The following is a 13,080-nucleotide window of genomic DNA, read 5'->3' on the forward strand; positions in this document are numbered from 1 at the left end:
GCGCCCCGCGGCGGGTGCGGACCCCGGCCGGCCGCCCCCGCGGCCGGTCCGGCGCCCGCACCGCGCCTGCGTCACCCCCCGACAGGCGTGAGGTCGTCGGACTTGTCCGCCGGCCGCTGCTCCTCCTGACCGGACGCCCTGGGCCCGCCTTCGCCGAACCCGCTGCGCTCGACGCGCTCGTGGAACCGGCGCAGCGGCCCGGGCGCCCACCACGTGGCGGCCCCGGTCAGCTTCAGCACCGCCGGCACCAGCAGCCCGCGCACCACCATCGCGTCCATCAGCACCGCGAGCGCGAGGCCGATGCCCAGCATCTTGGTATTGGTGACCCGCGAGGTGCCTATCGCGACCATCACCACCGCGAGGATCACGGCGGCGGCGGTGATCAGCCCGCCGGTCCGCCGCAGCCCGAAGACGACGGCCCGGTCCCGGTCCCCCGTGCGGTCGTACTCCTCCTTGATGCGGGAGAGCAGGAAGACGCCGTAGTCCATGGACAGGCCGAAGGCGACGCAGAACATCAGCACCGGCAGCGTCGTCTCGATGTCGCCGGTCGCGGTGAAGTTCAGCACCCCGGACAGGTTGCCGTCCTGGAAGACCCACACGATGGCGCCGAACATCGCGGTCAGGCTGAGCGCGTTGAGCACGACGGCCACGAACGGTATGAGCACGCTGCCGGTGAGCAGGAACAGCAGGATCAGCGTGGCCAGCACGATCATGAGCGCGGCCCAGGGCAGGACGGACCGGATGGAGTCCTTGGCGTCCACCAGATCGGCGGCCGTGCCCGCGACCGACGCCTCGAACGGCGGCCCGATGTCCCGGATGTCGCGCACAAGGTCCTGGCTGGCGGCGTCCACCGCCTCACCGCCGGCGGTCACGGTGAGGTAGCCGGCGCCGGCGTCCATCGCGGGGCCGTCGACCCGCTCCACGCCGTCCAGCGCGGCGATCCGCTCCCGGTATCCGGCCAGCTCCGCGGCGGCCGGGTCGCCCTCGACGTAGATCTCGATCGTTCCGCCGGGGGTGCCGGGGAAGCCGTCCCGGATGTGCTCCTGCACCACGTGCGACTCGGCCGACTTGGGAAGCTGCCGGTCGTCCGCGGTGCCGAACTCCACCTGGAGGAACGGCAGCCCGAGCAGCACCAGCCCCGCGGTCGTCAGCACCGCGAAGACCGGCGCCCGGCGCATCACCAGCTTCGCCAGCCGCGCCCAGCCGCGCCCGCTCTCGACGCCGCCCGGCATCCCGCCGCCGCGCCTGGGCATGATCCGCCAGGAGTTGACCCGCGGGCCGAGCAGCACCAGCGCGGCGGGCAGCACCGTCAGCGCCGCCACCGCGGCCAGCAGCACCACCGCTATCCCGGCGTACGCGAACGAGCGCAGGAAGTACTGCGGGAACAGCAGCATCGCCGAGAGGGACACCGCGACCGTCAGCGCCGAGAACAGCACCGTGCGGCCGGCGGTCCGCAAGGTGGTGCCCACCGCGCCCAGCGGATCCGCGCCCGCGGCCAGCTCCTCGCGGTAACGCCGAACGATGAACAGCGCGTAGTCGATGGCGAGGCCGAGGCCGAGGGCCGTGGTCAGGTTCTGCGCGAAGACCGACACGTCCGCGAACTCGGTGATCCCGCGCAGCACCGCGTTCGTCCCGAGGATGGCGACGATGCCCACCGCCAGCGGCAGCAGGGCGGCGACCGCGCTGCCGAAGACGACGATGAGCAGCAGGAGCGTCACCGGCAGCGCGATGATCTCGGCCCGCAGCAGGTCTTCCTGGATGGTGCTCTGCAACTCGTCGTAGACCGCGGCCTGGCCGCCGAGGCGCACCTCGACCGGGCCGTGCTCGCCGCGGAGCTCCGGTGCCAGGCCGTCGAAGATCTCGCTGGTGCGCGTCTCGTCCCCGGTGATCCGCGCGGCGATGATCGCCTCGCTGCCGTCCTCGGACCGCAGCCCGGCGGCCGTGGCCGCCGCGCCCTGCGCCTCCCGCGCGCCTTCCGCACCCTCAGCGCCTTCCGCGCCCTCCGCCCGGCCGGCGGCCTGGGCCGCCGCCCAGTACGACGTCACCCCTTCGACCGAGTCCACCGCCGCCAGCCGTCCGGCCAGCCGCTCCGCCTCGGCGGCGACCGCCGGATCGTCCACCCCGTCCGGCCGGCCGCTGTCCACGAGCAGCAGCAGGTTCGGCCGGGCGCCGGGAAACTCCTCGTCCAGCGCGTCCGCGGCATACGACGACTCGGATGCCGGGTCCTGCCATCCCCCGCCGCTCATGCGGTCCGCCACCCCGCTCCCGGCCACCACGGCAAGCGCCGTGAAGACCAGCGCGAGCAGCAGCGACAGCCTGGGCCGCGCCGTGACGAACCGCGTCCAGCGGCCCGCCCCGGCCGTCCCCCCGCTTGTGCCCTCGGCCATCGGATCCGCCCCTTCGTTGCCCAGCGCAATAGAATGAGACACGAGCCGAAATACGAGTCCGCGCTCGCGTTTCATCAGAATGCGAGCGGGCACTCGTGTTTGTCAACTGCAACCCGGAGGCTGTGGATAGCCGTGTCGAATCCAGCACCGGCCGCTGGCGGGCCCCCGCCCGCCGACCGGCCGCCCCGCCGCAGGCAGGCGCGTGGCGAGCGGCGCGCGCAGCAGTTGCTCGACGCCGCCGCCGCCGTGTTCGCCCGCAGCGGATACGCCGCCGCGTCCACGAACGCCATCGCCCGCGAGGCCGGCGTCTCCCCCGGCACGCTGTACCAGTTCTTCCCGAACAAGGAGGCGCTGGCCGTCGAGTTGGGCCGGCGCTACAACCACGTGCTCCACGAGACGAACAGCGAGGCGTTCACCCCCGCCAACGCCGCACTCCCGCTGGACGAGATGCTCGACGCCGCCATCGACCCGGTGATCGACTTCTGCGCCGCCAACCCCGGCTTCGAGGTGCTGCTCCAGAGCGCCGACGCCCCCGGCCTGGTCGCGGAGGAGCACGAGGCGGTGCACACGACGATCGTGGCCGCCGTCGAGGGCATGCTCACCCTGCGCGCCCCGAAGCTCTCGCGCACCGACATAGCCCGCACCACCACGATGTCGTTCAGCATCTTCAAGGCGGGACTGGAGCTGTTCATGACCGCCGGGCACGGGGAACGGGAGGCGTACCGCACGGAGATCAAGCGGGCCCTGTTCGGCTACCTCGCCCCGGCCGTCGGCACGGACGCCGTACCCCCGCCGGACTGACCGCGCGCCCGCGTGATCAGCGGGGATGCGGGAATACCCCTAGGGGGTATACTCTGAAGCGCAGGGAGCAGGACACGGCTGCGCCCACCGTCGAAGGGAGACACCCATGAGCGCCCAGACCTCCGTCACCACCGTCTACAAGGTCTCCGGCATGACCTGCGGTCACTGCGAGGGCGCCGTGGCCGCCGAGCTGTCCGGGCTGGACGGCGTCTCCTCGGCCCGGGCCACGGCCGCCAGCGGCGAGGTCACCGTCACCTCCGCCGCCCCGCTCGACGAGGAGCAGGTGCGCGCCGCCGTCGACGAGGCCGGCTACGAGCTGGTCGGCAGGGCCTGACCCGCACGCCACTCCCGCACACGCCGCCCCCGCCGTCACGCACGGGGGCGGCGGCGTCGGCGCGTAGGCCGCCGGCCACCCAGCCCTCGTCGTGTGACTTAGATCACACAGATCGGGGGGTAACCATCGGCATGGGTCGCGTGTCTATTCGGGTGACGTCGACACCCGGCGGAGTCGACGTGCACGAGGCCGGGACGGCACGTGCGAGGAGCATTGAGCGGCCCCTCCCGCGGCGGCGTCCCGGCGGCACGAAGGCGCCCGACCCCTACCGGGGCCGGGAGAGCGAAGCGCCCCGTCGACTGATCCGTGGGGGGATCGCAGACGGGGCGCCTTCGCGTTTCTGCGCTTCGTTGCCGGCGTGCGGGCCGGCGGGGCTCAGCGCTCCTCGACCGGGACGAAGTCCCGCAGCACCTCACCGGTGTAGATCTGCCGGGGACGGCCGATGCGGGAGCCCGGCTCCTTGATCATCTCGTGCCACTGGGCCACCCAGCCCGGCAGCCGCCCGAGCGCGAAGAGCACCGTGAACATCTCGGTCGGGAAGCCCATCGCGCGGTAGATCAGGCCGGTGTAGAAGTCGACGTTCGGGTACAGCTTGCGCTCGACGAAGTAGTCGTCGGCGAGCGCGTGCTCCTCCAGCTTCAGGGCGATGTCCAGCAGCTCGTCGGACTTGCCCAGCGCGGAGAGGACATCGTGCGCCGCCGCCTTGATGATCTTCGCCCGGGGGTCGAAGTTCTTGTAGACGCGGTGCCCGAAGCCCATGAGCTTCACGCCGTCTTCCTTGTTCTTCACCTTGCGGATGAAGGTGTCGACGTCGCCGCCCGTGGCCTGGATGCCTTCCAGCATCTCCAGCACGCTCTGGTTGGCGCCGCCGTGCAGCGGCCCCCACAGCGCACTGATGCCCGCCGAGATGGAGGCGAACAGGTTGGCCTGCGAGGAGCCGACCAGCCGCACGGTGGAGGTCGAACAGTTCTGCTCGTGGTCCGCGTGCAGGATCAGCAGCTTGTCGAGCGCGCTGACCACGACGGGGTCGAGGTCGTACTCCGCGGCCGGCACCGAGAAGGTCATGCGCAGGAAGTTCTCGACGTACCCGAGGTCGTTGCGCGGGTAGACCACCGGGTGGCCGACGGACTTCTTGTACGCGTACGCCGCGATCGTCGGCAGCTTGGCCAGCAGCCGGATCGTCGACAGGTGCCGCTGTCCCTCGTCGAACGGGTTGTGGCTGTCCTGGTAGAAGGTCGACAGCGCGCTGACCACGGAGGACAGCATCGCCATCGGATGTGCGTCCCGCGGGAAGCCGTCGTAGAAGCGCTTGACGTCCTCGTGCAGGAGGGTGTGGCGGGTGATCTCGCCCTTGAACACCGACAGCTCGTCGACGGTGGGCAGCTCACCGTTGATCAGCAGGTAGGCGACTTCCAGGAACGTGCTGCGCTCGGCGAGCTGTTCGATGGGGTAGCCGCGGTAACGCAGGATCCCCTGCTCGCCGTCCAGGTAGGTGATGGCCGACTTGTACGCCGCGGTGTTGCCGTAACCGCTGTCCAGGGTCACCAGCCCGGTCTGCGAGCGCAGCTTTCCGATGTCGACGCCGGTGTCACCGACGGTGCTGTCGACGATCGGGAAGGTGTACTCGCCGTCGCCGTACCGAAGTACTGCAGATTTGTCGCTCACTCTGTCCTCACCCGACGTATCGTGCCTCTTCTTTGAGGTGTGCTTGAGGTGCCCTGACTACCCTCCAGCTTCCCCCATGCGGAGCTGTTACGTGCACTCGGGGTCGGCTGCCGGATCAACATACGGCACTGCGTGCCACTCACCGACCATCGTGCCCTCTCGGAGCGCGTTAGGGGAGACCCACTCGCCCACGCAGCCGATGATCCAGAGCCGTGAAGCGCCGGCCCGCGGAAACGGTGCGCACCGCCTGCCCCAGAGCCTTGCGGGAGCCCACCAGCACCACCAGCTTCTTCGCCCGGGTGACGGCCGTGTACAGCAGGTTCCGCTGGAGCATCATCCACGCGCCGGTGGTGACCGGGATCACCACCGCCGGGTACTCGCTGCCCTGAGACCGGTGGATGGTGACGGCGTACGCGTGCGCCAGCTCGTCCAGCTCGTCGAAGTCGTACGGCACCTCCTCGTCCTCGTCCGTGAGCACCGTCAGCCGCTGCTCGACGGCGTCCAGGGCGGTGACGACGCCGACGGTGCCGTTGAAGACGCCGTTGCGGCCCTTCTCGTAGTTGTTCCGTATCTGCGTGACCTTGTCGCCGACGCGGAACGTACGGCCGCCGAAGCGCTTCTCGGCGAGCCCCGGGCGGCCGGGGGTGACGGCCTCCTGGAGCAGCCCGTTGAGCGCGCCGGCGCCGGCGGGGCCGCGGTGCATGGGGGCGAGAACCTGCACGTCGCGGCGCGGGTCGAGGCCGAACTTCGCCGGGACGCGGCGGGCCGCCACGTCCACCGTGAGCCGGCCGGCGGCCTCGGTGTCGTCCTCGGCGAAGAGGAAGAAGTCCGGGAGGCCCTGGGTCAGGGGCTGGACCCCGGAGTTGATGCGGTGCGCGTTCGTGACCACGCCGGACTGCCGGGCCTGGCGGAAGATCCGGGTCAGCCGGACCGCGGGCACCGGGCCGCCGTCGGCCAGCAGGTCCCGCAGCACCTCCCCGGCGCCGACGGACGGCAGTTGGTCGACGTCGCCGACGAGCAGCAGGTGCGCCCCCGGCGGCACGGCCTTGGCCAGCTTGTTCGCCAGCAGCAGGTCGAGCATGGAGGCTTCGTCGACGACGACCAGGTCGGCGTCGAGCGGCCGGTCCCGGTCGTACGCGGCGTCGCCGCCCGGCTTCAGCTCCAGCAGCCGGTGGACCGTGGACGCCTCGGCGCCGGTCAGCTCCGCCAGCCGCTTGGCCGCGCGGCCGGTGGGCGCGGCCATCACCACCTTCGCCCGCTTGGCCCGCGCGAGCTCCACCACGGAGCGGACGGTGAAGGACTTGCCGCAGCCCGGGCCCCCGGTGAGCACGGCGACCTTCTCCGTCAGGGCCAGCCGGACGGCCTGCTGCTGCTCGGGTGCCAGCTCGGCGCCCGTACGGCCGCCGACCCAGGTCAGCGCCCGGTCCCAGTCGACGTCCCGGAAGGCGGGCATCCGGTCCCGCTCGGTGCGCAGCAGGCGCAGCAACTGGGCGGCCAGGGAGACCTCCGCGCGGTGGAACGGCACGAGGTAGATGCCCTGCACGTCCTCCTCCCCGGCGGGCCCGGGCACCGTCTCCCGGACGACGCCCTCCTCCTTCACCAGCTCGTCCAGGCACTCGATGACCAGCCCCGTGTCGACCTGGAGCAGCTTGACCGCCTCGGTGATGAGCTGCTGCTCGGGCAGGAAGCAGTTGCCCTGGTCGGAGGACTGCGACAGCGCGTACTGGAGCCCGGCCTTGACCCGCTCGGGGCTGTCGTGCGGGATGCCGACGGAGCGGGCGATGCGGTCGGCGGTGAGGAAGCCGATGCCCCAGACGTCGGCGGCCAGCCGGTAGGGCTGGTTCTTCACCACGGAGATGGAGGCGTCCCCGTACGACTTGTAGATCCGCACGGCGATGGAGGTGGAGACGCCGACGCCCTGGAGGAAGAGCATGACCTCCTTGATGGCCTTCTGCTCCTCCCAGGCGGCGCCGATCAGCTTGGTCCGCTTGGGGCCGAGGCCGGGGACCTCGATGAGCCGGGCGGGCTCCTGCTCGATGACGTCGAGCGTGCCGACGCCGAAGTGGTCGACGATCCGCTCGGCGATGCGCGGCCCGATGCCCTTGATCAGCCCGGAGCCGAGATAGCGGCGGATGCCCTGGACGGTGGCGGGGAGGACCGTCGTGTAGTTCTCCACGGTGAACTGCTTGCCGTACTGCGCGTGGGAGCCCCAGCGGCCCTCCATGCGCAGCGACTCGCCCGGCTGGGCGCCGAGCAGGGCGCCGACGACCGTGAGCAGATCACCGGCGCCGCGGCCGGTGTCGACGCGGGCGACCGTGTACCCGTTGTCCTCGTTGGCGTACGTGATCCGTTCGAGGACTCCCTCCACCACCGCCAGTTGCGTCATGGGAACGACGTTATCGCCGGGCCCCGACATCGCGGGCCGGCCTGTGGACTACTCGGCGGTTGTGGACAACCGCGCTTCGCGCGCGGCGGGCGCAGCGAGGGGCCCGGCCCTTGCGGGCCGGGCCCTCGCGTCCCCCTCCCCTAGGCTCCCCCACCCCCCTGGTACTCCCCCCGGGAAGCCTGATGCCCTATACGACCCCGATCGACGGCGAAGGGTTGCACGGCTTCGGCACTTTATCGATCTGTGATCCGACGTGCCGACACCGGTGATCGGTCGTAACGTTTCCGGCATGAAGGACAAACCGATACACAAGGCTGTCCTGGACGACCTCGGTCCGGGGCAGTTGCACCAGGTTGCCGATGAACTGGGCACCGGAAGCCGGGGCGCGAAGCGCGTCGTCGGCGAGACGGTCGCCGCACTCACCGGCTCGCTCGCCGAAGAGGCCGCCACCCCCCACGGGGCGCACGAGGTCGAGCAGGCGCTCGACGAGGCGCAGGGGGCCGCGCCCGCGGGCGCCGGCGTGGCCGCACGCCCGGCGAAGGGCTCGGCCCTCGTCGGCGCGGTGCCGTTCGCCGGGAGCGCGCTCGGCGGCGGGATGCTGGCGACGATCGTCGGCAGGACGAGCATGCCCGTGGCCCGCGCGGTCTCGCAGCGCACGGGCATCCCGATGGCGCAGGTGTCCCGGGCGCTGAAGATCCTCACGCCCGTCGCGATGCACGCCGTCTCCCGGGCCGCCCAGAACCGCGAGATCCGGGCGGACGGGCTGTCGGAGATGCTCACGGAGGAGCAGCGGGCGACCCGCAAGCCGGGCGGGGCTCTCGGCGCGCTCGCGCGGCTGTTCGGCGGCGGGCAGTCGTACGGCGGCGGGCGCCACCGCGCCTGACGGCACGGCCGGGTTCGGCCCGCGGGCGACGAACGCCCCGGACCCGCCGGCCCGGGGCCTACGTCACGCCGGCCCGCCGCTCAGTGCGCGACCAGCCGCTCGTACCGTTCGACGATCTCCGCCAGCACCTCCGCGCCGTCGCGCGCCCACAGCGCCGGGTTGAAGATCTCCACCTCGACGAAGCCCGTGTAGCCCGCCTCGTCCACCCGCTCCCGGAACCAGCGCAGGTCGACGCTCCCCTCGCCCAGTTGCCCCCGCCCCAGCAGCACTCCCTCCGGCAGCGGCGTCACCCAGTCGGCCAATTGGAAGGCCGCGATCCGGCCGGACTCCCCCGCGCGCGTGATCTGCGCCGCGACGGTGTCGTCCCACCACAGGTGGTACGTGTCCACCACCACCGCCACCCGGTCCGCCGGGAAGCGTTCGGCCAGGTCCAGCGACTGGGCCAGGGTGGAGACCACGCACCGGTCGGCGGCGAACATCGGGTGCAGCGGCTCGATCGCCAGCCGCACGGCGCGCTCCGCCGCGTACGGCGCGAGGGCGCCCAGCGCGTCCGCGATGCGCTCCCGCGCGCCGTGCAGATCGCGGCTGCCGGCCGGCAGGCCGCCGGAGACGAGCACGAGGGTGTCCGTGCCCAGCGTGGCCGCCTCGTCGATGGCGCGGCGGTTGTCGTCGAGGGCGGCGGCGCGCTCGCCCGGGTCGTCGGCGGTGAAGAAGCCGCCGCGGCACAGGCTCGTCACCGTCAGGCCGGCGTCGCGGAAAAGCTTGGCGGCGGCGTCCACCCCGAACTCCTGGACGGGCGCGCGCCACAGCCCCACCCCGCGCAGCCCGGCCGCGGCGCTGCCGTTCGCGAGTTCGGGGAGCGACCACTGTCTGATGGTCTCCTGGTTGAGGCTGAGGCGGGCCGGCCCGCCGGCCGGCTGTCCGGTGCTCACAGGGCGACTCCGTGGACGGCGAGGAAGGAGGTCATGCGCCGCGCCGCGAGCTGCGGGTCGGGGAACAGGCCGAGCGCGTCGGCCAGTTCGTACGCGCGCGCGAGGTGGGGCAGGGAGCGGGCCGACTGCTGCCCGCCGACCATCGTGAAGTGGCTCTGGTGGCCGCCGAGCCAGGCCAGGAACACGACGCCCGTCTTGTAGAAGCGCGTCGGGGGCTGGAAGAGGTGGCGGGCCAGCGGCACGGTCGGGTCCAGGACCTTGCGGAAGCCGGCCGCGTCGCCGGTGTCGAGGGTCCGTACGGCCTCGGCGGCCAGCGGGGCGAGCGGGTCGAAGACACCGAGGAGTGCGTGGCTGAAGCCGTGCTCGTCCCCCTCGATCAGCTCGGGGTAGTGGAAGTCGTCGCCCGTGTAGCAGCGCACCCCGCGGGGCAGCCGGCGGCGCAGACCGACCTCGCGGGAGGCGTCGAGGAGGGAGACCTTGACGCCGTCGACCTTGTCCGGGTGCTGGGCGATGACGTCGAGAAAGGTGTCGGTGGCAGTGTTGAGATCCGCGCTGCCCCAGTAGCCGGCGAGCGCCGGGTCGAACATGTCGCCAAGCCAGTGCAGGATCACCGGCTCGCGCGCCTGGCGCAGCAGCGCGCCGTACGTCTCCACATAGTCCTCGGGCCCGCGGGCGCACGCCGCCAGCGCGCGCGAGGCCATGAGCACCGCCTGCGCGCCCGCGTCCTCGACGAGGGCCAACTGCTCCTCGTAGGCGGCCCGCACGTCGGCGACGGTGGCGTCCTGGACGGCGAGCTGGTCGGTGCCCGCGCCGCAGGCGACCCGGCCGCCGTGGGCCTTGGCCTCGGCGGCGGAGCGGCGGATCAGCTCGGCGGCGCGGGGCCAGTCCAGGCCCATGCCGCGCTGCGCGGTGTCCATGGCCTCCGCGACGGCGAGACCGTGGGACCACAGATGGCGCCGGTAGGCGAGGGTGGCGTCCCAGTCGACCGCGGCGGGGCTGTCCGGGTCGCCGGGGGAGGCGTCGGCGTACGGGTCGGCGACGACGTGCGCGGCGGCGAAGACCGTGCGGCAGGAGGGGCGCGGACCGCCGGCGGTGAGCGCCGGGGCGGGCTCGGCGCGCGGTTCGTACGCCTCCAGCCCGCCCCCCGGCCTGGGCAGCCGGATCGTCGTCATCGGGCCAGCTCCGGCACCTCGACGCGCCGCCCCTCCGCGGCGGCCTTGAGGCCCAGCTCCGCGAGCTGCACCCCGCGCGCGCCGGCGAGCAGGTCCCAGTGGTACGGCTCGTCGAGCACCAGGTGCCGCAGGAACAGCTCCCACTGGGCGCGGAAGCCGTTGGGGAACCCGGCCGGGCCGGCGTTGTCGGGCACCTCCTGCCACTGGTCGCGGAAGGTCTCGGAGACCGGCAGGTCGGGGTTCCACACCGGCTTCGGCGTCGCCGCGCGGTGCTGCACGCGGCAGCCGCGCAGGCCCGCGACGGCGGAGCCGTCGGTGCCGTCGACCTGGAACTCGACCAGCTCGTCGCGGTGGACGCGGACCGTCCAGGAGGAGTTGATCTGGGCCACGACGGGGCCGCCGGGCGCGGCCAGTTCGAAGATGCCGTACGCCGCGTCGTCGGCGGTCGCCTCGTACTCCTCGCCGTGCTCGTCCCAGCGGCGGGGCACATGGGTGGTGACGTGCGCCTGCACGCTGCGTACCCGGCCGAACAGCTCGTGCAGGATGTACTCCCAGTGCGGGAACATGTCCAGCACCATCCCGCCGCCGTCCTGCGCGCGGTAGTTCCAGGAGGGCCGCTGGGCGGCCTGCCAGTCGCCCTCGAAGACCCAGTAGCCGAACTCGCCGCGGACCGACAGGATGCGGCCGAAGAATCCGCCGTCGATGAGGCGCTTGAGTTTCAGCAGGCCCGGCAGAAAAAGCTTGTCCTGCACCACGCCGTGCTTGATGCCCGCGCCCTGCGCCATCCGGGCGAGTTCGAGGGCGGCGGACGCGGACGTGGCGGTCGGCTTCTCCACGTAGATGTGCTTGCCGGCCGCGACGGCCTTCTTCACCGCTTCCTCGCGGGCGGAGGTGACCTGGGCGTCGAAGTACAGCTCCACGGAGTCGTCCGCGAGCACGGCGTCGAGGTCGGTGGTGTACTCGGGCAGGTCGTGCCGGCGGGCGATCTCCTCAAGCGCGTGCTCCCTGCGCCCCACCAGAACCGGCTCGGGCCACAGCACGTCGCCGCCGCCGAGATCCAGCCCGCCCTCCTCGCGAATGGCAAGAATCGTACGGACGAGGTGCTGTCGGTACCCCATCCGCCCGGTGACGCCGTTCATGGCGATACGCAGCGTCCTACGTGGCATCTGGTCTCCTGTAGTAAGCGCTTTCTGCCCCGGGAGAAAGCTATCCCCGCCCGGCCTGCCGCGCAAGAGCCCGACCGGGTAAGGACAAAGGCGTGCACACTCCTGCCACCTCTCGCGACGCGGGCGGCGCGACGTGCAAGACTTCCGCTCACAGATCGGACCGGCGACAGGCGCCGGGCGGGGCCCCGCGCGGGCCCCGGGGGATCCCGGCCACCGGGCCGGGATGTCGTATCCCACGGGAGGCAGAGCGATGGCAGTCACCCTCGCGGACGTCGCGGCACGCGCCCGCGTCTCCGCCGCGACCGTCTCCCGGGTACTCAGCGGCAACTACCCGGTCGCCGAGGCCACCCGCACCCGCGTGCTCGCCGCGGTGGACGAGCTGGACTACGTCATCAACGGCCCCGCCAGCGCGCTCGCCGCCGCCACCTCCGACCTCGTCGGCGTCCTGGTCAACGACGTCGCCGACCCCTTCTTCGGCATCATGGCCAGCGCGGTGCAGTCCGAGCTGGGCAGCGAGAAGCTGGCCGTCGTCTGCAACACCGGCGGCTCCCCGGAGCGGGAGCTGACCTACCTCACGCTCCTGCTCCGCCAGCGCGCCGCCGCCGTCGTGATCACCGGCAGCGCCGTCGAGACGCCCGAGTACGCCGCGGCCAGCGCGGCGAAGGTGGGCCGGCTCGCGGCCAACGGCACCCGGGTCGTCCTCCTCGGCCGGCCGGCGAGCGCCGCGCCCGAGGGCTCCGCGTTCGCCGTCGAGTTCGGCAACCGCGAGGGCGGGCGGCGGCTCACCGAGCACCTCGTCTCCCTCGGCCACCGCCGCATCGGCTACGTCGCCGGCCCCGCCGACCGCACCACCACCCGGCACCGGCTCGAAGGCCACCGCGCCGCGCTCGCCGCCCACGGCCTCGGCGGCGACGCCGGCGAACTCGGCCGGCTCACGGTGCACGGCCCGTACACCCGGCAGTCCGGCTACGACGGCGCGCTCGAACTGCTCGACCGCGAGCCGGGCCTGACCGCGGTCGTCGGCTCCAACGACGCGGTGGCGCTGGGCATCTGCGCGGCGCTGCGCGAGAAGGGGCTCGACATCCCGGGCGACGTGTCCGTGGCGGGCTTCGACGACCTGCCGTTCAGCGCCGACGCGACGCCGGCGCTGACGACGGTGCGGCTGCCGCTCCAGGAGGCGGCGGCGCGGGCGGCGCGGCTGGCGCTGGGGCGGGAGGAGTCGCCGGCGGGCGGGCGCGACATGGTGCCGGCGGAGCTGGTGGCCCGGGCGTCGACGGCGGCGCCGCGGGCGTAGCGGCGGCCGGGAGCCGGGGCGATTATCCGACCGGACCGCACGACCTGTGGATAACTCTGC

The 13,080-nt window shown here is 72.8% G+C and carries 10 protein-coding genes; 4 read left to right on the forward strand and 6 right to left on the reverse strand.

Annotated features, from left to right (window positions below; genetic code table 11):
- Positions 1-71: 71 nt before the first annotated feature.
- Complete coding sequence (locus tag QBL21_RS28200) at positions 72-2,387, reverse strand: MMPL family transporter (RefSeq protein ID WP_407565047.1); 2,316 nt, start codon at positions 2,385-2,387, stop codon at positions 72-74.
- Positions 2,388-2,519: 132 nt separating this feature from the next.
- Here QBL21_RS28200 and QBL21_RS28205 point away from each other — a divergent pair, with 132 nt between their 5' ends.
- Both QBL21_RS28205 and QBL21_RS28210 read left to right on the forward strand, forming a co-directional pair.
- The gene (locus QBL21_RS28205; RefSeq protein WP_407565048.1) at positions 2,520-3,188 is read left to right on the forward strand and encodes a TetR/AcrR family transcriptional regulator; all 669 of its coding nucleotides are present in this window, start codon (positions 2,520-2,522) and stop codon (positions 3,186-3,188) included.
- Positions 3,189-3,294: 106 nt separating this feature from the next.
- A complete protein-coding gene (locus QBL21_RS28210) occupies positions 3,295-3,522 on the forward strand; it encodes a heavy-metal-associated domain-containing protein (protein WP_407565049.1) in 228 nt (75 codons plus the stop codon).
- Positions 3,523-3,897: 375 nt separating this feature from the next.
- Here the strand turns inward: QBL21_RS28210 and QBL21_RS28215 are convergent, their stop codons facing one another.
- Positions 3,898-5,187: a citrate synthase gene (locus QBL21_RS28215; RefSeq protein ID WP_407565050.1), complete on the reverse strand. Its 1,290-nt coding sequence runs from the start codon at positions 5,185-5,187 to the stop codon at positions 3,898-3,900.
- A 169-nt stretch (positions 5,188-5,356) separates the two neighbouring features.
- Entirely contained in the window at positions 5,357-7,573 is a 2,217-nt protein-coding gene (locus QBL21_RS28220; RefSeq protein ID WP_407565051.1) for an ATP-dependent RecD-like DNA helicase, read from the reverse strand.
- A gap of 289 nt (positions 7,574-7,862) precedes the next feature.
- On the opposite strand from QBL21_RS28220, the gene QBL21_RS28225 reads away from it, so the two are divergent.
- The gene (locus QBL21_RS28225; RefSeq protein WP_407565052.1) at positions 7,863-8,456 is read left to right on the forward strand and encodes a DUF937 domain-containing protein; all 594 of its coding nucleotides are present in this window, start codon (positions 7,863-7,865) and stop codon (positions 8,454-8,456) included.
- 80 nt (positions 8,457-8,536) lie between these two features.
- Here QBL21_RS28225 and QBL21_RS28230 read toward each other — a convergent pair whose 3' ends face one another.
- Genes QBL21_RS28230 through QBL21_RS28240 form a run of 3 tightly spaced genes read right to left on the reverse strand, consistent with a single transcriptional unit; the run spans position 8,537 to position 11,726 of the window.
- Positions 8,537-9,388, reverse strand: coding sequence for a sugar phosphate isomerase/epimerase family protein (locus tag QBL21_RS28230; protein ID WP_407565053.1), 852 nt, complete (start codon positions 9,386-9,388; stop codon positions 8,537-8,539).
- A complete protein-coding gene (locus QBL21_RS28235; protein WP_407565054.1) occupies positions 9,385-10,560 on the reverse strand; it encodes a dihydrodipicolinate synthase family protein in 1,176 nt (391 codons plus the stop codon). The genes QBL21_RS28230 and QBL21_RS28235 overlap by 4 nt, the downstream gene beginning before the upstream one ends.
- The gene (locus QBL21_RS28240) at positions 10,557-11,726 is read right to left on the reverse strand and encodes a Gfo/Idh/MocA family protein (protein ID WP_407565055.1); all 1,170 of its coding nucleotides are present in this window, start codon (positions 11,724-11,726) and stop codon (positions 10,557-10,559) included. The genes QBL21_RS28235 and QBL21_RS28240 overlap by 4 nt, the downstream gene beginning before the upstream one ends.
- A gap of 250 nt (positions 11,727-11,976) precedes the next feature.
- Here QBL21_RS28240 and QBL21_RS28245 point away from each other — a divergent pair, with 250 nt between their 5' ends.
- The gene (locus QBL21_RS28245; protein ID WP_407565056.1) at positions 11,977-13,020 is read left to right on the forward strand and encodes a LacI family DNA-binding transcriptional regulator; all 1,044 of its coding nucleotides are present in this window, start codon (positions 11,977-11,979) and stop codon (positions 13,018-13,020) included.
- The last annotated feature ends 60 nt before the right edge of the window (positions 13,021-13,080 follow it).

The organism is Streptomyces sp. 184 (genome assembly GCF_045781775.1).
GTDB lineage: Bacteria > Actinomycetota > Actinomycetes > Streptomycetales > Streptomycetaceae > Streptomyces.